The sequence below is a fragment of the Pyruvatibacter sp. HU-CL02332 genome (assembly GCF_040362765.1).
GTDB lineage: Bacteria > Pseudomonadota > Alphaproteobacteria > CGMCC-115125 > CGMCC-115125 > Pyruvatibacter.
This window is the reverse complement of record NZ_BAABWK010000002.1, coordinates 940,852-964,247: the sequence shown is the minus strand read 5'-3', so window position 1 is coordinate 964,247 and position 23,396 is coordinate 940,852. Positions and strand designations below refer to the sequence as shown.

At 57.9% G+C, this 23,396-nt stretch carries 14 protein-coding genes; 7 read left to right on the top strand and 7 right to left on the bottom strand.

The window, feature by feature from the left end; translation table 11 throughout:
* Positions 1–63: 63 nt before the first annotated feature.
* Both ABXH05_RS15165 and ABXH05_RS15160 read right to left on the bottom strand, forming a co-directional pair.
* Positions 64–3,198 carry an autotransporter outer membrane beta-barrel domain-containing protein gene (locus ABXH05_RS15165; protein ID WP_353561981.1) on the bottom strand — a complete coding sequence of 1,045 codons (3,135 nt, stop codon included), beginning with the start codon at positions 3,196–3,198 and terminating at the stop codon, positions 64–66.
* A 189-nt stretch (positions 3,199–3,387) separates the two neighbouring features.
* Complete coding sequence (locus ABXH05_RS15160) at positions 3,388–4,512, bottom strand: TIGR03032 family protein (protein ID WP_353561979.1); 1,125 nt, start codon at positions 4,510–4,512, stop codon at positions 3,388–3,390.
* A gap of 138 nt (positions 4,513–4,650) precedes the next feature.
* Between ABXH05_RS15160 and ABXH05_RS15155 the strand changes: the two genes are divergently transcribed.
* Positions 4,651–5,514, top strand: a complete 864-nt coding sequence (locus ABXH05_RS15155; RefSeq protein ID WP_353561977.1) for an alpha/beta fold hydrolase — start codon at positions 4,651–4,653, stop codon at positions 5,512–5,514.
* The gene (locus ABXH05_RS15150; protein WP_353561975.1) at positions 5,511–6,170 is read left to right on the top strand and encodes a TIGR02466 family protein; all 660 of its coding nucleotides are present in this window, start codon (positions 5,511–5,513) and stop codon (positions 6,168–6,170) included. Before ABXH05_RS15155 ends, ABXH05_RS15150 begins: the two co-directional genes overlap by 4 nt.
* Before the next feature lie 368 nt (positions 6,171–6,538).
* Here the strand turns inward: ABXH05_RS15150 and ABXH05_RS15145 are convergent, their stop codons facing one another.
* The 4 genes from ABXH05_RS15145 to ABXH05_RS15130 form a co-directional block, all read right to left on the bottom strand.
* Positions 6,539–7,006: a hypothetical protein gene (locus ABXH05_RS15145; protein ID WP_353561973.1), complete on the bottom strand. Its 468-nt coding sequence runs from the start codon at positions 7,004–7,006 to the stop codon at positions 6,539–6,541.
* Positions 7,007–7,025: 19 nt separating this feature from the next.
* A complete protein-coding gene (locus tag ABXH05_RS15140) occupies positions 7,026–11,072 on the bottom strand; it encodes a hypothetical protein (protein WP_353561971.1) in 4,047 nt (1,348 codons plus the stop codon).
* Complete coding sequence (locus ABXH05_RS15135; protein ID WP_353561969.1) at positions 11,069–13,021, bottom strand: hypothetical protein; 1,953 nt, start codon at positions 13,019–13,021, stop codon at positions 11,069–11,071. The genes ABXH05_RS15140 and ABXH05_RS15135 overlap by 4 nt, the downstream gene beginning before the upstream one ends.
* A 72-nt stretch (positions 13,022–13,093) precedes the next feature.
* A complete protein-coding gene (locus tag ABXH05_RS15130) occupies positions 13,094–14,449 on the bottom strand; it encodes a vWA domain-containing protein (protein ID WP_353561967.1) in 1,356 nt (451 codons plus the stop codon).
* Positions 14,450–14,616: 167 nt separating this feature from the next.
* On the opposite strand from ABXH05_RS15130, the gene ABXH05_RS15125 reads away from it, so the two are divergent.
* Positions 14,617–16,314 (top strand): AMP-binding protein, encoded by a 1,698-nt coding sequence (locus ABXH05_RS15125; RefSeq protein ID WP_353561965.1) that lies wholly within the window; start codon positions 14,617–14,619, stop codon positions 16,312–16,314.
* Positions 16,315–16,323: 9 nt separating this feature from the next.
* Here ABXH05_RS15125 and ABXH05_RS15120 read toward each other — a convergent pair whose 3' ends face one another.
* Positions 16,324–17,064, bottom strand: a complete 741-nt coding sequence (locus tag ABXH05_RS15120; protein ID WP_353561963.1) for an SDR family NAD(P)-dependent oxidoreductase — start codon at positions 17,062–17,064, stop codon at positions 16,324–16,326.
* Positions 17,065–17,229: 165 nt separating this feature from the next.
* Between ABXH05_RS15120 and ABXH05_RS15115 the strand changes: the two genes are divergently transcribed.
* The 4 genes from ABXH05_RS15115 (at position 17,230) to ABXH05_RS15100 (ending at position 23,389) form a co-directional block, all read left to right on the top strand.
* Positions 17,230–19,209 (top strand): DUF3604 domain-containing protein, encoded by a 1,980-nt coding sequence (locus ABXH05_RS15115; protein ID WP_353561961.1) that lies wholly within the window; start codon positions 17,230–17,232, stop codon positions 19,207–19,209.
* A 15-nt stretch (positions 19,210–19,224) separates the two neighbouring features.
* Complete coding sequence (locus tag ABXH05_RS15110) at positions 19,225–20,055, top strand: peptidylprolyl isomerase (RefSeq protein ID WP_353561959.1); 831 nt, start codon at positions 19,225–19,227, stop codon at positions 20,053–20,055.
* A 143-nt stretch (positions 20,056–20,198) separates the two neighbouring features.
* Positions 20,199–21,077, top strand: a complete 879-nt coding sequence (locus ABXH05_RS15105; RefSeq protein WP_353561957.1) for a HupE/UreJ family protein — start codon at positions 20,199–20,201, stop codon at positions 21,075–21,077.
* A gap of 182 nt (positions 21,078–21,259) precedes the next feature.
* Entirely contained in the window at positions 21,260–23,389 is a 2,130-nt protein-coding gene (locus ABXH05_RS15100) for a malate synthase G (RefSeq protein WP_348139370.1), read from the top strand.
* The last annotated feature ends 7 nt before the right edge of the window (positions 23,390–23,396 follow it).

Genomic DNA, 23,396 nt, shown 5'->3' with positions numbered 1-23,396 from the left:
TTGCATGCTGTGAGCTGACCCCCCACTCGCAATTGGGTGCGCCGACATCAGCCGACCCGGACGCTAGAACTCAACGCGTATTGCCGCAGTGACTGAGTCCTCGCGATAGTCGTCCTGGAACTCACCGTCATAGAGCAATCGCACAGAGAACACGTCTGTGAACTCATAGGTGAAGCCTGCGCCGACGGCGTAGGAGAAGTCATCGCGCTCGGTTGGCGTTGAGACGAACTGCCCGCCACCAACAACAGAGCCGGTGATCGGCTGGCTCGGGTCCGCCAGCTCCTGCAGACCGCGTATGTAGCCTTCCGGCAGGAAGCGGCTGCCATTGTCATATTCAAACGTGTAGCGCGCGCCGACACCGGCCACGGCCCGAACGGAGGTGATGTTCTGACTGTTGACGGTCGTGGCGACCGGGCCCGCCTCGGTATAGCCGTCAAGCCACAGCTTGTTGGCCCGCAGTCCCACATGCGGCGTGATATCAAGAGCGCCGTCATCAAACTGGAAAATGCGGCCGGCTTCGACACGGCTCATCAGTTGCGTGCCATTGAAGCTTGCGGTGTGCAGAGCACCTGCAGCGGTTCGCTGGCTTTTGTATGTGTTATGGCCATAGCCAACCGTACCGTTGACGTACCAGTCTTTCGGCCGCCAGGACGCATAGGCGAGCACACCCAGCCCTTCAATCTGCTGGCCCGAGTTTGGATTGGTGCCGTTTTCATCTACGTCTGTGTCTGAGTAGAAAGCTGCAAGGCCAAAGCGCATCTCTGGCGTGATGTCCCCATCAATGCCGACCGACACCGCATAGGTGTTTGAGTCAAAGCCATTGACGCCCGAGGGCGTGAACTCAGCAAAGCTGCCGCCCACGCGCCCCCAAAGGGCAAGGTTCAAGTCAGTGCCCAGGAACAGTTCACCTGCCGCGACGCCCGTCTGGCCATTGCCCTGGCCGCTATCCACCACATTGAAGCCGCCGCCTGAAAGGCGTTCCATGATCAGGTCGATGACCATGTCCGTAGAGACAACGCTGGCACTGCCTGTTGATCCGGACTCGGAGGGCAGGGTGTCCTGCACCAGCTGCGCCAGCCGCTCTTCCTGTTCTGCAACCGGGAACTGGGCGAGATATTGCACGATCGGGTTGTCGGTAGGGGCGGTGTCGATGAATTCGTCGATGGCAGCGGCGATGTTGCGGGCGTTGTTCGTGCCGCGATTGTTCTCGCTGGCCGGTACGGCGCGTACGCCGCGCTGCGGGATCAGGAACAGGTCATTGCCGACCACGCTCTTGGTGAAGTTCACCAGCGCCGAGTTGTCGTAGACCCGTGCGCCATTGTCTGTCAGCGTCGTCGTGGCATTGGCCACCTTGATGCCCTGGCCGTCCGTCAATTCGATGCCGCGCGTCAGGTCGGCGTAAATCTCGGAGCCGGCATTGAAGGTGATGTTGTTGGCCTGCAGGTAGCCGGCACTGTTCTGGCCGGCGATCCCGACCCGGAATCGGCCCTTGTCGTTGAACGTCACATCACCGGTAAAATTCAAACGGCCACCAGCTGGAACGTCGACGGTGCCGCGGCGCGTGCCAAACCCCTGTGCGGTCAGGTTGCTGCCCCGGAACGTGGATGTCCCTGAGACGCGCAATGTGCCCCCGGTATTAACTTGCATGGTGCCTGTCCCGGTCGGTCCTGCGCGGCCGCCGACACCGCGGAAATCGGTGACGCCGCTGCTGAAGTTGATAACGTCAAAGCCTTCAAACGCATTACTTTCATTGCCGACGGTGAGCAGCAAAGTGTCGGTCTGCTCGAAGTTCAGCAAGTCAACATTCCCGCCCGGATCAATGAAGGCACCATTGATGATGTTGCCAGTGCCACGTACATAGACCGTGTCGCGGTTGGACCCGGTACGCGTCGCGGTACTGCCCGCGCCAACCGTGCCGCCATTGAGAAAGATCCCGGCACTTACATTGTTGTCGCCGACGATCGACCCGTTAATGGTGCCGCCATTATTATTGACGACGAATGTGTTTGGCAGGACAACACGCACCGGACGACCGAACCGGTTGTAGGACGTTACATTGCCGTTGAGCGTGCCGGCATTGGTGACCGTTGCCTGGCCACCATTGTAAGTCTTGGTGCCGGCGTCGTACGTATTGGTTGCTACCGCAGCGATGGATCCACTGCCGCCGGTCACCACGCCGGAGGCCGTGTTGATGATGTTCACTATCGGGCCAGTGCCATATATGCCGCCGCCATTGGCTGCGGCCGCTGTCACGGTGCCGGAATTGGTGATGTTGGTCGTCGCGGCCGTGGATGACCGGCCGAACAAGCCTGCCATGTAGGCACCACTGGTGGTGACGGTGCCGGTGTTGGTCACATTCACGGTGGCGCCGCGTGCGCCGACACCGATGCCAGGACCGTCGCCCGTCAGGTTGATCGTCCCCGCATTGCTTGCGGTCGCCGTCCCTATGGCCGAGGCATAAACGCCGACCGGGTTGGTCACAGCGCCCTGGATCGTCCCGTAGTTGCGTGCCGTAGACGTGTCGCCGGTGGCATACATACCGTTGGCATATGCCCCGTTCACATTGACTGTGCCGCCCGCCTGGTTGATCGAGGTCGCGATGCCACCGGTTGATACCGACGCGACACCGGCTGGCCGTATCCCCATCGTCGGACCGCTGCCGATAACGCTGATCGTCCCGGTATTGTAAGCCTTGGCTGTTTCGGTGGTGTTGGTGATGATGCCGTGCTGGCTGGCGAAACTGGTCCCGTCTTGACCGGTTGTGATCTGGCCGTTGTTGGTGACCGTTCCCCGGCTGCCCATCGTAAGTCTGACACCGGCGTTCGAATACAACCCCGTTCCCACCCTTCCCGAGGTGTCCTGAACGAAGGTATTGTCGGCGGTGACATTGAAGTCTGTGCCGATGAGGTTCTGGGTTGCATCGCCCGCATTGCCGGAGCAGGTCACGGTCGTGCCGACAGTGTTACACGCCGCTGCCTGTGCATTGGCCTGCGAGGTGCCCAGCATGCCGACGGCCAGGAGCGAGGTCGATGACAGCAGTGCCGCAGACAAAATGCGCCTGGCTCCGTTGGACAGGCTGCTATCACCGGAGTTGGTATGCGCTGCGGAGTAGTAGGCATACGCCGACTGGTGCAGGCGGTCAGTGACCCGCGTTTCAGCGGCGGTAATCTGCGACTTGTCCTGCGTACCGCGTTTCATCAACCACCCCTGTGCCGTGTGCCATGTCTGGCAAACTCAACTAAAGCGTGCGGCGGCAACCCCGACCGCGCACAAACAGGGTGAGTCATACGCAGGTATGTTAAGGAAGCTCAATCACCCGAAAGTATGAGTGAGCACGAAAAACGGCGGAATACGGACGAAAAATAGTTGTGCATTTCGGCGGTTTGGTTAATCCGGGAAGGCCCGTGCCCGGTCGTTTGGGTCCCAGTCCTCGATCGTAATCATCGTCCTGATGAGCGGGTCGAGCATGCCCAGCGCCATGGGCGTTTTCACACCCGGCAGGACGAACACGTCAAACAGTTCCCGGATCTCACCTTCAAAGCGGATCCACTCAACGATGTCGCCGGATTGAGTGTCGACAATCAGCACGCCACACCACGGATCCGCATCCCGCTTCTCAAGCGCCGCATCCAGCGCCAGGCCTGAGAAACTGCCATCGCGCGGCAGCGATAGACCAACAAACGCAAAGCGCCCGTGAAACGCCAGGCCGCGCAGGAATCCCGGCAGAAAAGCGACCGTGGTAAGCGCACCACTTGCCTCGTCCACAGTGCAAAGTTCGCCATGCCCTGAGTTGAGGACCCATAGCTTGCCGTCATGCAGCCGTGGCGAATGCGGCATGGAGAGCTTCTGGGTCACAAACTCGTTGCTGGCCACATCAATGATACAGCCCCCCTCGGCACGGCGATCCCGCCAGCCATTGATGATGTCGCTCTTGCACACAGCTGTCACATATTTTGGCTCACCGTTACTCATGGCCATGCCATTGAGGTGGCAACGGTCTTCCGGCGCGAGGCGCGAGATAAAATGCGGCTTCCAGATCGGTTTGAAGCTGTGAGTCACGCTTGGCGTGGCCAGGCACGAGTATTTGGTATTTACGAATATGACGCGGCCATCCTTGTCGATGCCGATCTCGTGGGCATCAAGGTCCCCGGTTGTCTGAGCGTTGCGCGGCACGTAGTTGGCATCGAACTGGTCGATCATCTGCCCGGGGCCCAGAATGTTCTCCAGCCGCCATATCTGGAACAGGTCCGCCAGAAAAATCCGCTGGCTATCTGCCGCAACGCCCATGGCCCGGTTGAAAACCCGCTCGTGGAAGCTCACCACGTCGCCATCCTGATGGCCTATGAGGTAGAGGCGGCCGGACTGATAGGAGGTCAGCCCGAAACTCACCCCCTGCATTGCCAGCCATGAAGCCATGCCGCGCGAGCAGGAAATGGTTGTCTGAGGCTGGTTTGCAGCCTCCGCAGCAGCCGCCTCTGCATCGGACGGGTTCGTTGTTGGGGCGTCGGACATGGGCCTTGATCTGCGCCTTTGCGATAGGGAAGGGTCCCCAGTGGGGTGCAACAGATTTGCACAAATGTCGAGTTTCCACTGGACGTGGGGGCTTGCGTTCGCAAACACTGCCCACTGGACGAAGGATCAATAAACGAAATGCGTGCGGTCAAATCAATTGCTTTATCCATCGGCACAGCGATGCTTGCCGCATGCACAGCTGTGCCTGACCTCGACACAAGACGGGCGGCAGCGCTGGCGTCTGCGCCTGGCGCGCTGACTGAAATTATGATTCCCACACGGAGTTTTGACCTTGCAGCCTTTCTGCCGAGCGGATTTGCGCAGGCCGAGACGGAAAGTGTTCTTACCGTCTATATCGAGGGAGACGGATTGGCATGGATCACGCGTTCGCGCCCCTCAGATGATCCCACTCCCGCCACACCATTGGTGATGAGCCTGATGAGCTCTGACGGCCGCATGCCTGCAGCCTATCTCGCCCGGCCATGCCAGTATGTAGGGGCAGGAAGCCGGAACTGCGAAGCAACGTACTGGACCAACAGGCGCTTCGCCCCTGAGGTCGTTTCGTCCATGAATGAAGCGGTTTCCGCGTTGAAGGCCCGGTCGCCTGGAACGCGAACCATACGACTAATCGGTTTTTCAGGCGGCGGAGTCATAGCTGCCCTGATCGCAGCCCGCCGACAGGACGTGGCCGGTCTTGTCACCATTGCCGCCCCCATGGATATAAATGCCTTTACCAGGCATCACGGCGTATCAGGCCTGAGCGGGTCCCTTGATCCCGTTGCAGACAGGGCCATCCTTTCCGGTATCCCTCAAATTCATTTTGTTGGCGGGCAGGACACGGTCGTGCCTCAGTCGATCGTCGATAGTTATATTGGCTCCCTCGGTGCGACGCTGTGCGCTCGCCTCATCGTGGTCCCCGATGCGTCTCATGTTTCCGGGTGGCAGGTCATTGGTGCAACCATCCATGGGGCCGCCCCCAGGTGTGAGGCGGAAGCGGCATGACCAGAGACGCAGGGACTCAAGGCAATAGCGATCAGTCGGCGCAGACCGCCCTGCAACCTCAGGGCATCTTTCAAACGCCGCTCTGGATTCGCCGCGTGGTCGACTTCGAGGCGCGCAACGCGGAGATCATGTCGCATTTGCCGGCACTTCAGCAGCAGGATGGAGAGCAGCGCTCCAACATGGGGGGATGGCACAGCACGTCGCAACTTCATCTCGACGAAAGACTTGCGTCGATCCGCAAGATCATTGGCACCACATGTGTCCAGTGCGCCATTGCGATGGAATTCAATTTCGACGCCTACGATCTCGTCTTGAACGAAATGTGGATCAACGTGAACGGACCGGGCCACAGCAACAAGGCGCATATTCATGCCGGCTCTTTCCTGAGCGGGGCGTACTATGTTCAGGTACCGGAGAATTCCGGCAACATCGAGATTTATGATCCGGTGGTTGCCCGTGTCGCGTCTCCATATCCCGTCCGCACACAGTCGGTTTCAAACGCGAACTATGTCGCTCATAAGTGCGCAGCAGGTGATTTGGTCATTTTCCCCGGCTGGTTGCAGCATGGGGTGCAAATGAATGAAAGCGATGCTGACCGCATCTCTATTAGTTTCAATATGGTCCACAGGCCGCGAACTCATCAGTCAACGGAGTAACTGCCCATGTCATCCTCAGACCCCGAGACGACGCGGCCCTCTCTGGCAGACTTGTGGCGCGATTTGACCACGGCTCAAGCCGTCGTGTTGAGCGCCGCCGCTGTGATGTTATTCATTGGCGGTCTGTACCTGACATCACAGGCGCAGCGAAGGCAGGACCCGGAAAGAACTTCGCAGGTAAACTATCTACCAAACCCACAAGGTGGAATTTGGGTGCACACAGACGCCGACCTTTATCTGTGTCGCGCAGTTGGAGATGCACCGGGCCAGTGCTTCAGCATGGAAACGGACAAGCAACTCACCTTTACAGAGCTTGGCCTTCACTAACCAGCGCTCCGCCCCTCGGGTGGCAGCTAGTACGGCAACGGTCAGGACGATCGACGGAGATGCAGCGCTTCAAGGGTTCGCACAACTTGCTCCGGCAACGGGATCGAAGAGTCGGTCGCAGTAACGGCACCCATTTCCATGGCCGCGTCCAGATCCAGCGATTTGGCGAGTGACGTTGGAATGACCAGACCGCTGGGCATCTCCCGCTTCTGATCGCGGCCGTCTGCCCACCGCGCATAACCGTCCCTGACAATAGCCGCAGGCATGCCGCCGCTTACCGCCGCTTCAGCACCGTCCATCATGAATTGCATGGGGATAGTACGAGCAGCATCGGCCCGCCCTGCCAATTGCATGCCTTTGCCAGCGTCACCCACGAGACTGTGGAGGAGTAGAAAGGCATCGGTGTGTTCCGGCTTGCTTGAAACAAGCCGTGCGTCAATACCATGGAAGCTCAGAGCTTCCGCAAAGTGTTCGTAGGAGAGCGACCGGTTTGCGGACTCACTCGCCACGATGAACGCAAGGGGGCGACTAGAAGGGGACAACTTCAAGCTCGATATTGAACAACCCAACCATCCTCGTATCCTCTGTAAAGCCGTGGCGTGCCAGAAACTGCGCCAATGTTTCTGACCGTGCGTCGAAGAAATCGGACCATACACTGATCGGGTGTGGGTCATTCATACTGCTGGTTCCAATTTTGACAGTCGCTTTTTTTACGCGATAGCCAGTACCTGCCAGCACGCCCTCAGCATAGCGTGCGGAATGGGTCATCATGATCCAGCGAGACAGTTCCTCAGCGGGAACATCTGCCAGCGGCGTGTTGGGCATATGCAGTTTGCGCAGATACTCCAGTGTGGTGATGGTACGCACATTGGCAATGCCGGACATCACCGTTTTCTTGATGGCGCCGACACCTTCAGTCCCATACTGCACGCCAAGTTTATGCATCAGCCGCATGGTAAAGTACTGGATAGTCGGCACACCCCGCCCGGCATTGGGTACGGGAAGAATGTCATCAATCTTGCCTCGGACGAACCCCGGCGTAACCTCAAATTGCCCGTCGATGACCGGGCCCCTTGGCCTGGGCGTCATCTCCGCCTTGGCATAGGCCATCTTGAATGTCCCGTCAGACGGATCAAACGAACGAATGATCTCACCGGCTCTACGGTCCGGGTCATAGATCTTGTACCCACCATCCACGCCATCGATCTCCAGCTCAGACCGCCAACCGGCCTGCTCGAGCGCTTCGCTGATCTGACGGTCGGCGGGGTCAGCCTGTCTGAAGAAGTCCTCCCCAATTTCGCGAGGCCGACGTTTGTAGAGCGTCTCAACGGCCTTCTCGAAAGCCTCTGGCGAGAGACCCGGGTCTGACTCCAGAACTTCGCGCGCATAGCGGGCCTTGACCGGGTCGGCATTGTCCAGCAGCCGCGCAATTCGGCTGCCGGCTTCCTCCATAAGATCAAGAACATCCGTACGCGCGCGTGAGATCAGGCGGTCCGTCAGGGCACGACTTTCAGCGGAAAGACCCGCCTCCCATGCAAAGGCATCGTCTCCGCGACGGCCAGCGCTCTCCGCACTTTCAAGTACGGCATCATCGAGACGTGAGAGCACTCCGGAGCTGGCGAGGTCATCAAGATAGGCAAAGATGTCGTCGGCACTGTCAGTCAAGGCGTCAGGCAACTCATCGAACCGCACGCCGCGCGTTGGGCGAGCAAGACCCGCATCAATTTCAGGATCACTCCCTCGCAAATTTGGCGGCGCAGTTGGCGCCTCGCCGGCGGCTTGAGCGATACGCGCGCGCTCAAGTGTTTCTTCGAGTTCCTCCGCGACGGCTTTTGCGCGTGTGGGCACAGCGGAAGCGGCTTGCTCGATTTCAAGCCCTTCAGCCAGGGCTCGTCTGCCCCGCGCGATGCGGGTTATGCGCAGACCTTCTCCAAAAGCTTTATAGATATCCGGCACATCAACAAGGATGCCGATGGAGGCAAATGCCACTGTTGGAAACAGCTTGCCCATGACGCTGGCCCAACTGCGCTGACGTGACTCTGCTGTTTGCAGCCTTTGCATTCCGATGACGTCCGCAGCCGCGAACGCAAAATCATATTCGGCATCACGGCCAAGTTTGTCTGAAATTTCCGCATAGGTGGATGCCCCCACATCAATGACATCGACCGCAAACGTCGCCACGATTGCTGCGGATGATCCAGCCATGCCACCTACAATGGCGACGGGAATGGTGGCGATCGCAACCGCCATGGCGGCCTCCCGGCGGTCAGCCTCTCCCAGCTGCTCGCCGATACGTACGGTATCAGCCGCAAACTTCACCGTGTCCACGTGACCGCGCGCGCGATAGTCAGGCGCCCAATAGAGCGGCTTGTCCGCAGGAACCATGAGTTTGGTTTTCGCCAAGGCCGCAACTGCATCAAAGTCATGGCCGGTCAGCTTGAGGAGGTCCTCGACATGACACTCGTCTATCTCCCGTGCGTCCTTCGCCGTCTTGAACATCAGGTCGATGTATTTCCGCAGTGCCTCACGCGTGGCGCGCAGTGCCCACGCCTCGATATCACTGGTCCGCTTGTCATGGACGTCACCAATGGTGGACTTGTGGAATGACCAGTCGAACGTCGTAGGCTGGCCATCAATGCCGGTAACTTCAATGCGAGTAAGAGGTGACTGTCCTTGCAGGATGATCGGTTCCATGGCTCGGCGGAACGCAAGGATCTCCTCGTCCGACTCGATACGTGAGAAGCCCGTCCTGTTTCGATCCATCTGGCGGGCAAATGTATCCCGCATCAGCATCATCGCGGCATGCTGAGCAACCGTAACCTTGCTCTCGAACGATCCCGGTATCGGGAAGCGCGATCGACCTGAATTGATAAGCCACTCTGAAATCGTTGCAGCCTCAGACCGTTCCGTCACGACACGGTCGGCGTTCTCGACCCCAGCGCACGCAGCAGCTGCCGCCAGCCACTTGTTCCAGCTTCCACCGACCGCTGTATCTGTCGGCGTATTGAAGATCGTCGCCTGTGTCATTGCAGGTGGAATTGAAATAATTCCGGGTGACGAGATCATCGCAAAAACACGTGCACCCTGGCCGCCGTGAATGATGTGCGTTTTGGCACCGCCTTCACCGGCCTGAATGGACTTGTCCGCCGCAACACGGGGATCGTTACGTATGAATTCCGTTCTGTAGATACGTGGGTTTTCGGTGCTGCGGATCGCCGGAATACCCTCTCCATCGCCAATCAGCATGCCTTTCTTGGCACTGGTGCTCAGGGATGCTCCCGGGGCAACCGACGCGACCACGACGGGTATCTGGTCCACGGGCAGTTTGAATCTGGTTTCGATCTCTATTCGGAAAATTTCTCCCGTATAGAGAATGCCGGTAGGTTCGTGTCGATCGCCAAGCCGCTCCACCTTGCGGACGATGCGCATATTGGCGGTGTTGTCACCGAACTGAAGAAGCCATGCCGCTTCCGAGCCGCCATACTTGAACGTCTGCCAACCCGGAACGACCTTGTCATCTATGGTCGCCCGGAGAATGACAGCGTCGAGTTCGTCAACATTGCCGGCTTGAGACTCGTCCAGCCGGTCTTTCACGATCTTCCGGCCACGGACAAAATCATCCATGTTGTGATCGTCCTCGGCAACCTCGCGCCGGTAACCCTCGCGTGCAGCTTCGCGGGATTCATAATCAGACAGGCGGGCAATTTCATGGTAAGTGACGCCCGGAGAGCCACCTTCTATTTCTATAGAGCGGCTCCAGTCATGTGGCAGGTCTCGCCCAAACACAAACAGCGTGCGCATTTTTCCAAGGTCTTCAGCACCAGGGCGAAACGGGTAGCTGTAGTAGGGCAGGTTGGTCCCGTCGGAGAACATTTCCTTTGCCAGCTGGTCCTGTATTGGAACCACGCCAAAGACCTTGGGCTCATGGCGCTGCCAGGATTCACGACCAGACGCCCACCAGACGCCGTCGTCATCCTGCTCAAGCCCTCCGGCACGGCCTCGGCCATCTTGCGCCCGACCTAGGAATGGATGCACCCGGTAGCGCCAATAGCCGACGAGTGCTGTCTCGCTGGTCGGCTTAAGCCGGACCTCAACGAAATCCAGATCGGTCTCCGGCATAGGCGCAACCTGGGCTTCGACTTCCTCAGTGCCGCCCTTGAGCGTGATGCTTGTAATCTCTGGTGCATCGACGGCAATCATTTCATCGGGATAACCCTCACCGGTCTTGCGCGTGTCCTCAGGGCTTGGTCCCATGAACGTCAGGACCAGCTCATCGCCCTCAATGGCAGCGCTGTGTGCGGTTGTTGGTGTCTGTTGTCCGTTCTTCGGATCAACCAGAGTAATTGTGACGGTCTGACCATCGACCTTGGCCTCACCTGAGACGCCGCCCAGGTCATCATCCAGGTAGAAGATCTTCCAGCTGCCCTCGAGCAATTCCCAGGTGAGGTGTGTCGAGGTTTCCTCGCCAAAATCAAACCACTGAGCTGAGGCGCTGGGGAGATACAGCAGGAGAAAAGCCGCAACGGTCATCAGCCAGGTTGACCATGCAGGGCGAAAACTGTGGGGCAGGATCATTGCGAAGCCTCCGCACCCGCCACCGATGCTTCAGCGTGGGCCACGTCCCACATCAGGTAGAGGATATCGCTCCGCAATACTGTGCGGTCTTCCTCTGTGGGGTAAAGCAGAACGTCATGCGGGCGGTCACCGCCATAGTCAATTTCCAGATTGTAAACCTGGCGGGCCGCCGGCAGTTCCAGACGACCCTCCACGGCGAAGGGTGTTCCATAATCCAGATTTTCAGTCAGAGGTTCAAAGCCTCCAGATCCGTCCGGCTGAACAAAACTTGCTGCTATGTCCGGCGGGCCCGGAGCCCACACGTCTCCGTCATGACTCAGGGACCAGATCACATTATGAGTCTGTCGCTGATCCCGAATTCTACGGTGATCACCGTCCTCATTGACGTAGATGTCGTAGTGTTCCGATGTGATGTTGACGCGTCCGTCTAGTTTTTCCCCGTTGCCTGCTGAGTGGACGATCGTCCGGGCCCAGAAAAAGTCATCTAGTTGTTTGTGTGTGATCCGCTCGCGTTGCGGAAAGCCGGGGTTAAAGCTGTGCTTGGCCCGATACTCATTGCTGATGGTTGTTAAGCCGGAAAAGTATGGCTCGCTTGGAATTTCGCCCGGCTCCTCGGTAATGCCAAACACGGACATGTTCAGCATGACCAGCGTATCGGTTTCGAGCGGTGGCAGTTTGAGCTGTGTAGTTTTGTTGAAAAATGGCGTTCCTGCACGATCAACAAGACGCTCGCCATCATCGCGTGTAACTTCCCATTGATATTGTAGGCCATCTGGGAGCTGATCTTCGGATGTTGCCCAGTTTGTGTCCGGTGCCTTGTAGGGGCCAATCCACCATGCGATGCGCGCTACTTCATGCAACGCGGCCAGCAGGGGGTCGCGAAACTTGGCATGATATTCCTTTGGAACCCAGTCGCGCATGCTTGCTAGATTGTCCGGCAAATCAGCATCACTAATATCGAGGGTCATCTCATCTCGGATGTCGTCGTAGTCTTCTATTAGGGCTGCGACGCGGGCCATATCCTCAGGAACAAAACGCCATATGACGGCGCCGTATCTTCGGTGCGGCGCGTTTCCCATGTCGTCGAAGTCCGATGAACTCCACCTTGGCATACTGGCGGTTTGGGTTGAGGGTTCTTCAGCGGAGCTTGTCTGTGTAACCGTGAATGTAGCGCCTTCAAGGTGAACAACGCTGTCATTGGAAATCGGTTTTGTATTGAGAGGGTCATATCGCTTTTCAATGACCGCGTAGTGCTGCAAGCCCTGCAGCACACGGATAAGCATCTCCGCATCGTCGAACCGTAGCTTTGCATAGTCGATCTTGGATTGTGCCTCGTCGGCAATTGGCCCGTAAGACTCTTTGGTTTTGATGTCTTCTAGCCATTGCGCGATCCAGTGCTGCCAAAGAGCCAATTGCACAAGAATGCCATGCTCGCCGTACTGGTCTGCGCTGTCATATGTTGCCAGTCGGACCGAAACCGACGCAGGTCCGTAGTACCATTCATTATGTGTGTTGCTCCAGTAGCCATGTGCAGGGGATTCCGAGCGGTAAATGTCATGCCCCGCCCGGGTCTTGTGAATGGTCAAAACCCATGAATCTTCCGCATTAGGAAGAATTCGGTCATAGACTTCCGTCAGCCAATCTGTTCCAACGCGCTCCGGTTGGCTTGCTTCACTCCGATTCACATCACGTCGCGAAGGCAAAGATTCTGCATTCTCAGGTGGGGACGGGATATCAGTTATTTCAAGGTCCGGAAGCGCGATGTCGGGCGTCTCGAAGACCGGCATCTCAAATTCCGGAACTTCAAAGACGGGCGGGGCAAAAACTTCGGGCTCAAACACCGGCTGGTCGATGTTCTCTGGCGGCGAATCCTGGGCCAGGGCATGAGACGACAAAAGCAGAAGCGCTGCGCCGCAGATGACGCCCATGAAGCTGTGCTTGTTTCTCATAGCCGGCTTCCAGTCTGTCAAAGAGGCAGCGGACGCAAAAACGCGTTCTGCCTGCCTTTAGTCCAACTCATGTCACTCGTTGACGGAAACGATCTCCACTGAGTCAATCATCAGCATGATCTCACCTTCGGCTTGTTCGTACTTGCCGATGGTGAATGCCAGCTCACCAGGTGACCGTAGCGATGTCAGCGGGTCGGTTGTGAATACAATCGGCTCGCCGGTTTCTGTCTTGTCGCCGCGAAAGGCAGACACGTGATAGCTGCGCCCTCGCTTGTGTAGCGAGAGGCGAATGGGCTGCGTTTCGTTTTCTGCAAGTTCAGCGCGGAAGGGGCCTTCCTCCATGGCACCGCACCCGAACTGACTGCCGATGAACGGGACATTGAACTGGGTAAGTACACCTTTGGAAGACTTGAGATTTCCAAGGCCCGCGGAACTGCAGTTGCAGCAGCCGATGCTGGTGTAGACCTGGGAGGTCAGGAAATTCTGTGAGTCCGTATAGAGGCCAAACATGATGACATCCCGGCCGGTTTTAATTTCGCCGGTGAAAACCATGTTTGCGTCCCAGTCGCCATCGGGCAGGGGCCGTTTGAGAACCACAATGTTCTGTGCAGCTTCAACGCCGAAGCCGCCCACAGCACTGTTGATCATCAGCAGGCTGCCGTCTTCAACAAGATACGCGTCTTCGTTGGCGTTGTTGATGGCCCAGTCTTCGCCAAGGTCCGTGTCGAAGTCATCAAAGAAGTACTGGCTGGACGTCGGCTCAGCGACGGGCTCCGGTTCTGGCTCCGGCGTTGCTTCGACAACATCCACCACTTCAGCAAGTGCTACTTTGAGTTCGCTGGCGTTGGACGCGTTGTAGTAGGAGCCATTGCCCTTGTCAGCGATGCACTCCAGCTGTTCGCGTGCGGCGCTGTCCACGTCAAAACCAACGGCGTGCACTTTAGTGTCAACGCCTGCGCCAGCAAGTTCGGCGGCTACGGCGCATGGGTCGCCGTTGCAGGTCTCAATGCCGTCAGAAATCAGGATGACATTGTTGTTTGCATCGTTGGTCGCAAAGGTCTCCCCGGCGGCCTGAAGGGCGCCTGCTATGGGAGTCTTGCCAGTCGGTTTGAGGCCGTTGAGTTTCGCAATGAGGTCCGCCGGCGTTGCCGCACCAAGTCCTGCCAGAACCTCAATGTCATCACATGCCCCTTCCGACCTGTGGCCGTATGCGAGCAGTCCAATTGTTGTTCCATCGCTCACATTGCCAAGCAGGTCAGTCATGACCTCGCGGGCTGTCTCGATTTTGGGGGTGCCGTCAATCTGGCCCCACATGGAGTTGGATGCGTCCAGGATGTAGACCACATTCGTGGCAGCCGCGGCCGGGAGCGTTGTCACAACAGCTCCTACCGACAGGACAATTGCAGACAAGGTGGCGCGAAAACGCATCTTTCTCTCCCCGAAAAGACCTATGTTCGGCAGGAAAAGTCTCCCTACGGACAGCAATGCTATACCGAGTCTATGTACACGCGTATCATCAATTTTGATGATGTGGGCGAGCACGGCAAAAACATGACATTGTGCGTAACTGGCAAGACAACAGGGCGTAACTCAAAATGACAAAGCTCCAGGAAGCGCATGTAAAAGGCGCAAAACACCAGCCACTCCTTGAGCACACGATTGCAGATGCTCTGGCCCATGCCGTTGCCACCTGGCCTGAGCAGGACGCCGTAGTATCCGTCCACCAGAATGTGAGATGGACTTATGCGCAGCTCAAACAAAAGGCCGAAGCTTTTGCTGCAGGCTTGCATCGGCTTGGTTTGCGCAAGGGCGACAGGGTCGGCATCTGGGCGCCAAACATGGCCGAATGGACGCTGACGCAGTTCGCGACGGCGCAACTCGGCCTGATCCTGGTCAACGTGAATCCTGCCTATCGCGTCTTTGAGTTGGAATACGCTCTCAACAAGGTTGAGCTGAAAGCACTGGTCACGCCCGTCGCTTACAAGACAAGTGAATACGCGGCGATGGTGGAAAAATTGGCGCCAGAGATTGCGGACCTCACGCCGGGCAAGGAACTGGCCGCGGAGGCATTGCCTCACCTCAGGCATGTCATCCTCATCGGTGAAGACGCGCGACCCGGCTGGCTGTCTCTAAATGACCTCAGCACGGACCCGACCACCCGAGAGCTGGAAGACGTGCGCACGATTGCAGCAGGTCTCCACGCCTCAGAGCCAATCAACATTCAGTTCACCAGCGGCACCACCGGAATGCCCAAAGGGGCCACGCTCTCGCACCGGAACATTCTAAACAACGGGAATGCCGTCGGGCACAATATCGGCCTCATGCCTGGGGACCGTCTTTGTATTCCTGTCCCGCTCTATCATTGCTTCGGCATGGTGATGGGTAACCTTGGGTGCCTCACCCATGGCGCGGCCATGGTCTATCCGGCCCCGACCTTTGACCCCGGCGAAACTCTGAAAGCAGTCGAAGCTGAAAAGTGCACAGGGCTCTATGGTGTCCCGACAATGTTCATTTCCGAGCTCGCACACCCGGACTTTGCGAGCTTTGACGTGTCTTCTCTGCGCACCGGCTGCATGGCCGGCTCGCCATGTCCTGTGGAAGTCATGAAGCAGGTGGTGGGAGACATGCACATGAAGGACGTCACCATCGCCTATGGCATGACGGAAACGTCGCCAGTGAGTTTTCAAAGCACTGGCGATGACCCGCTCGACAGACGCGTATCAACCATCGGTCGGGTGTTGCCGCATGTTGAATGTAAGATCGTGGATGAGAACGATAAAACGGTGTCACCCGGAGTACCCGGAGAACTGTGCACCAAAGGTTATTCCGTAATGATCGGCTATTGGGGCGATGAAGAAAAAACCGCCGAGGTTCTAAGTGCCGATGGCTGGATGCACACCGGCGATCTGGCAACCATCGACGATGCTGGCTATGGCAACATTGTCGGGCGGATCAAGGATATGATCATCCGCGGCGGCGAGAACATCTATCCCCGAGAAATCGAGGAATTTCTGTTTACGCATCCAGCCGTTGAGGATGTTGCCGTACTGGGTGTGCCGGATGACAAATACGGCGAAGAGGTCTGCGCGTGGATTCGACTTAAGCCGGGCACAAATTTGTCCGCGGATGACGTCAAGACGTTCTGCGACGGGCAGATCGCGCGCTTCAAGGTGCCCCGGTACATCGAGTTCGTGGATGAGTTGCCGATGACCGTCACCGGCAAGATCCGCAAAATCGACATACGCGAGGCCATGGTGGCAAAGCTCGGACTGTCCACGGCAAAAACGGCCTGAGCCTTTGCCTTAACCCATACCCCCGTCACATCGCACAATGGCACCGGTGGTAAAGCTCGACGCCGGGCTGGCAAGATAGAGTGCCGTTGTAACGATTTCCTCTGGCTTGCCGGGACGCTGCAGCGAGTTGTCTGACTTCTCGCGCGCTTCCTCGCTCCACGCTTTGGAGATGTCGGTCAGGAAGGGACCAGCTGAGATTGTATTGACCCGCACACTTGGCCCGTACTCCCGCGCCAGCGACACGGTCATCGCATTGAGGGCAGCCTTTGCGCCGGAGTACGGCACCGCCCACGGCAGCGGTACCAGTGCCCCGCTCGATGAAACATTGATGATCACACCACCGCCTGCTTCAACCATGCGCTGGGCCACATTGGCTGCAAGTCTGAACGGACCTTTGAAGTTCAGGTCCACCACCATGTCGAACAGTTTCTCCGTCACCTCATGCGAAGGAACGGCGGGTGACTTGCCCGCATTGTTGACCAGGATGTCGATGCGACCCCACTCGTCATAAATACGATCTGCGAACGCACCCACATCGTCCCACTTGGATGCGTCAAGCGCCAAGGGGAGGGCCCGGCGACCAAGGGCCTCAACCTCTTTAGCAACATCTTCGCATGCATCCAGTTTTCGGCTTGCGATGACGATGTCAGCGCCACGCTGCGCAAATGCCAGGGACATTTGACGGCCAAGCCCGCGCGAGCCCCCGGTTATGACGGCGACTTTGCCGCTCAGATCAAAAAGATCGTCCATTTGTGTTTCCTCAAATTCTGATTTTGTTCGCGTCCAACCTAGTGTTCAGCGTCTGAGGTGGTCAATGTGATGAAAGACAGGTGGCCGCAGGGCTTCCCTATCGGGGTGCCGTGGAGTTAGTGTGTGTCATTAAAAATAAGTCCAAGGGACAGTTCGGGGGATACGATGGCTACTTTTGATTTACGCATACTCGTGGCATCAGGCGCAGCGTTGGCATTGGCCGCCTGCGGAGACGCTGGAAACGACACCACTGCGGATGCAACTGCACCGGAGCCCGCGGAAGTCACTGAGGTAGCAGCGGCAGAACCCATTGCACCTGAAGCCGAGAGTGCGACGCCGGTAGCTGCAGCGTCGGCTGACACAATGGCCACAGACGTCTTTTGGGGCGACACCCACCTGCACACATCCGACTCTGCTGATGCGTTTGCGTTCGGTGCGCGACTCGGACCCGAAGCAGCGCTCAAGTTTGCAAGCGGTGAAAAGGTTACCTCGACAACCGGCACGGAAGCGCAACTGTCACGTCCATTGGATTTCCTTGTGATTGCAGACCACGCGGAAGGTCTGGGCGTCACGCGGGAAATCTACAATGGAAACCCGGCCTTGATGACGGACGAAAGGCTCGCCCGCTGGAGCAAGATGCTTCAGGCCGGTGGCAAGGAATCCGCACAGGCCACCTTGGAATTGATTGATGGTCACACCAAGGGCACCAACCCTGAAGTGCTGGGTGATCCCAAGGTCATGGGCCCGATTCTCAAGAACCTCTGGCAAGCCCGTGGTGATCTGATCGAGCAATACAACGAGCCGGGCACTTTCTCAGCCTTCGTTGGCTACGAATACACGTCGGTGCCAAAAGGCGACAACATGCACCGTGTTGTCGTGTATCGGGACGGACCGGAGATCACCAACAATGTGTTTCCGTTCTCCTCGACTGTGAGCGAAGACCCCGCTGATCTTTGGACCGTGCTGGAACAGTATGAAGCGAACACGGGTGGTCAGGTTCTGGCCATTCCACATAACTCCAACCTGTCGAACGGGCGGATGTTTGCCCTTGTGGACTTTGAGGGCGCTGCAATTGATGCGGAATACGCAACACGGCGCGCGCGGTGGGAACCAATTGTTGAAGTCACCCAGATCAAAGGTGACTCAGAGTCTCACCCATTCCTTTCTCCAAATGATGAGTTTGCGTCTTACGGCGACGCAGGGTGGGAAGATGGCAATCTGAACATTGTCGGCAACAAGACGCCTGAGATGCTTTCAGGTGACTATGTGCGTGAAGCCCTCAAGCGCGGTCTGTCCATTGAGAAAGACACCGGCGTCAATCCCTTCAAGTTCGGGATGATCGGCTCCACGGACTCACACACTGCATTGGCAACTGCGGACTCGGACAACTTCTTCGGCAAGCATACCGGTGTGGAGCCGGGCAAACGGCGCGCCAACAAGACGGATGGTGGTGGAAGTAGTGACGGTATCCGCCGTCTTGGGTGGCAGTACCTTGCGTCAGGCTATGCCGCTGTTTGGGCCAAGGAAAACACACGCGAAGCCCTGTTTGACGCGATGATGCGCAAAGAGGTGTATGCCTCGACAGGACCACGCATCAAGCTGCGCTTCTTCGGCGGCTGTGATTTTGTTGCGGAAGATGCCGAAGCTTCAGATTTTGCGACACGTGGATATGCCAAGGGCGTTCCCATGGGTGGTGACGTGGCAGCGTGTGCTGACGGCGCGGCGCCTTCATTCCTTGTACACTCTGTCATGGACCCTGATGGGGCCAATCTTGATCGAGTGCAGATCATCAAGGGCTGGGTTGATGCCAACGGTGAAACCCAGGAGCAGGTCCATGATGTGGTCTGGTCTGATGATCGTGTGCGGGATGCTGACGGCAAAATCCCTGATGTAGGCAACACGGTTGATCTGTCCGGCCCAAGCTGGACCAATACAATTGGTGCTGCTCAGCTGGCCACCGTCTGGACAGACCCTGACTTTGATCCAACGCAACGTGCCTTCTACTACGTGCGGACAATTGAGATTCCAACACCGCGCTGGACGGCATATGATGTGGTTCGCTATGGCACCGAATTGCCCGAGGGTGCCGAACTCATCAATCAGGAACGTGCCTACTCTTCACCGATTTGGTACGACCCCGCCTAAGGACGAGTATCTCCAATGTCTAAGACGCGCTGGCCCTCTGGCCTGTGGCGGGAGCCGCTTGTCCATTTCCTATTGGCCGGAGCATTCATTTTTGCGCTCTACGCCTGGGTAGGTGATGACGACCAGGAGAGTGGTCGCATCGTTGTCTCGGTTGAGCAGGTGGAGCAGCTGGCACTGGTCTGGCAGAGGACATGGAATCGTCCTCCAACCGATGAAGAACTTCAGGGCCTCGTCCGCAATTACATCAAGGATGAGGTGTACTACCGCGAGGCGCTCAAACTTGGCCTTGATGTCAACGATCAGGTCATCCGTCGACGGTTGCGGCAGAAGCTGGAGTTCTTCGCTGCGGAATCCGCGGTGCAGGAATTGCCGTCCCAAGAGGTCCTGAAGGCGTGGTTTGATGAAAACGCACAGCGCTATGAGGCCCCGCCCACATACACCTTCACGCAAGTCTATTTTGCCGCGCTCGATACGTCCCGAATGGAGGAGGCAGCGACGCAACTTGCTAATGGTGTTTTGCCATCAGACCTAGGGGACCCCATCGCGTTGCCCCCAGAGATGGATGCAGCCACATCTAATGCAGTGACGCGTGTGTTCGGCGAGAAATTCACTGACGCTCTGGCGTCCTTGCCTGTCAACGATTGGTCCGGCCCGGTCACGTCGGGGCTGGGATATCATCTCGTCCAGCTTTCAGCATCCACTCCGTCCCGCCCGGTTGCCTTTACAGAGGTAAGGCGGCAGGTGGAGCGCGATTGGCTCGGAGAAGAGCGCGTGAAGGCGGAGGAGGCGGCCTATGCGGCCATGAGCGCTCAGTATGATATCGAAATCGAAGGTCAGGCCGAATGAGGCCAACCGGTGATCTGTTTCTTGTTTGCGCCGCAGTCATCGCATTGTTTGCGAGCGGTGGAGTGTCTGGTGTCGCAAAGGCGCATGAACTCAGGCCAGCATATCTAGAAATCAATACAGCGCGTGACCTGAACACGGCTGACATGAGGTATGACCTTGTGTGGAAAGTGCCTAAACGGCAGGGGCGTCCACTCTCCGTTGAGCCACAGTTCCCGCCTGACTGCGGAATTGACGGGCAGCCACAAAGGCTCAATGACGCAACCACCCTGCGCGTCAAGTTTGCCCTGGTGTGCGAGGAACTTCTGGTCGGCAGGCCAATCCGGTTTGAAGGCCTGGATGGCACACTCACGGATGTGCTCATCCGAGCGACGACGGGCGACAAGGTGCAGACCGCTCGCGCGACGCCCCAAGAACCATCAGTTGTGCTGGATCAGGGGCCGCAGGCCTCAGGCGCCGGGTGGACATATTTCTGGCTCGGCGTCGAACACATCCTCATGGGGTATGACCACCTGCTCTTCGTGTTGGCGCTTCTGTTTCTCATTACCGGCTTCCGGCGCCTTATTGAGACCATCACCGCCTTCACCGTATCTCACTCATTGACCCTCGGCATGACCGCCATGGGCTGGGTGAGCCTTCCCTCAGCGCCCGTTGAAGCGATCATTGCCCTGTCGATTGTGTTTCTGGCCAGGGAGGTCGCCATACGCGCCCTTGCAGGCGACGATCATGTGCCGCGTCTGTCCGAGCGTCTTCCCTGGGTTGTGGCCTTCGCATTCGGGCTTCTCCACGGGTTTGGCTTTGCCGGAGCTCTTCAGGAAATCGGACTGCCAGAAGGGGCGGTTCTGGTTGCGTTGCTGACCTTCAATCTTGGTGTCGAAGCAGGTCAGATTCTGTTCGTGCTGGCCGCTGGCTCGGTGCTGGCGGTGGTCAGCCGCGTCGCCTCGCGTCGGCTTGTTGAGCTGCCGATTACCTATGGTATCGGCATCGTTTCGTGTGTCTGGCTAATCGAGCGATTGCCACTTTAGGCGCACCCCTTGCCCCCACCTCCCACAATGGGGTAATTCCGCACCCAATGGCGTGCTCATTCGTCAGGGGCTGGGTCTTGTTTTCTCAAGGCATTCTTCCGGAAACCGCAGATTTCTGACTGCTTCCGCACCCCGGCGGGCATGGCGACCGCTTTGTCACAATGCAAGTTTGAGGGTTTTTCATGGATTATCTGGACAAGGACGGCATCCGTATCGCGGCGCCGCTCGTTGAATTTGTCGAAAGCAAGTGCCTTCCGGGCTCCGGCGTCACGGCCGACGCGTTCTGGAAGGGTGCTGCTGACATCTTCAAGAAGTTCTCGCCAGAGAACGACAAGCTGCTGGCGTTCCGCGAAGAGCTTCAGACCAAGATCGACGCCTGGCATGAAGCCAATCCGGGTCCGATCACTGACGCGCCAGCCTATGAAGCATTTCTGCGTGAGATTGGGTACCTCGTAGACGAGCCCGCCAAGTTCAGCATCACTACAGAAAATGTGGACCCTGAGATCGCGACCATGGCTGGCCCGCAGCTTGTTGTGCCGTCTCTCAATGCGCGCTTTGTGCTGAATGCAGCCAACGCACGCTGGGGCAGCCTGTATGATGCGTTCTACGGCACCGATGCACTTCCCGGCGAAGCCAAAGGCCCGGGCTATGACGAAGAGCGCGGTGCGCAGGTTGTTGAAAAGGCTAAAAGCCTCCTCGACGAATTCGCGCCGCTGGCCTCAGGCAGCCACAAAGATGTAACTGGCTACAAGATTGAAGGTGGTGCCCTGACGCCAGCCCTCAAGGACCCGTCACTTTTTGCGGGCTTCACCGGTCTGCCGGACACACCTGAGTCTGTGCTTCTCAAGCACAACGGTCTGCATATTGAAATTCTGATCGACAGGTCCACCAATGTTGGCTCAACGGATGCTGCTGGCGTCACCGACATCCTGATGGAGTCAGCGCTCACCACTATCGTCGACCTTGAGGACTCAGTGGCTGCTGTTGATTGCGCCGACAAGATCGACGCCTACACAAACTGGCTCGGGCTCATGAAGGGCGATCTTGTCGAAAGCTTCGACAAGGGTGGCAAGACGCTGACCCGTAAGCTGGCTTCTGACAAAGACTTCACAACGCCTGACGGCAAAGCAGCAACCCTGCAGGGCCGCAGCACGCTGCTCGTCCGCAACGTCGGCCACCTGATGAAAACGGAAGCTGTGCTTCTGGAAGATGGCAGCCAGGCACCTGAAGGTGTGCTTGATGCCCTCATCACGAACCTCATTTCGCTGCAGGACGTTGGCCCCAACGGCCGCCGCGTCAACAGCCCGGCTGGCTCCATCTATGTTGTGAAGCCAAAAATGCACGGCCCGGACGAAGTGGCATTCACTGACAGCCTCTTTGCAGCGGTTGAAGACCTGATTGGTCTGTCGCGCGGGACCATCAAGGTCGGCGTGATGGACGAGGAACGCCGCACATCCGCCAATCTGGCGGCCTGCATCAAGGCCGTGTCCGGTCGTATCGTGTTCATCAATACAGGCTTCCTGGACCGCACCGGCGACGAAATGCACACCAGCATGAAAGCTGGTCCGATGATCCTCAAGGCGGACATGAAAGCGTCTGACTGGATCCAGGCTTATGAAGAACGCAACGTCGCTATCGGTCTTGCGTGTGGCCTTTCGGGCAAGGCGCAGATCGGCAAGGGCATGTGGGCAGCACCTGATCGGATGGGCGACATGCTCGACCAGAAGATCGGTCATCCCAAGACGGGCGCCAACACCGCCTGGGTGCCAAGCCCGACGGCGGCAACGCTTCACGCCATTCACTACCATCAGGTAGAAGTAATGGGCCTGCGTGATGAAATCGCCAAGCGTCCAACGCCAGCTCTCGAACGGTTGCTGTCTGTGCCGCTTGCCAAGGACACCAACTGGCCGACGGATGTTGTTGAGCGTGAGCTTGAAAACAACGCCCAGGGTATTCTGGGTTATGTGGTGCGGTGGATCGATCAGGGCGTTGGCTGTTCCAAGGTGCCCGACGTCAACGACATCGGCCTGATGGAAGACCGCGCCACCCTGCGTATCTCATCTCAGCACATGGCCAACTGGCTGATGCATGGCATCTGCACACCGGCGCAGGTTGATGCAGCGTTTGAACGTATGGCTGCCAAGGTTGATGGCCAGAACGCTGGCGACGCTGCTTATGAGCCGATGGCGCCTAAGTTTGATGGTCTGGCCTACGAAGCGGCCAAGGCGCTTGTGTATCAGGGCGCCGTTCAGCCCAGCGGATACACAGAGCCGCTGCTGCATGCCTATCGGGTCAAAAAGAAGGCTTCATAAGCCAAAC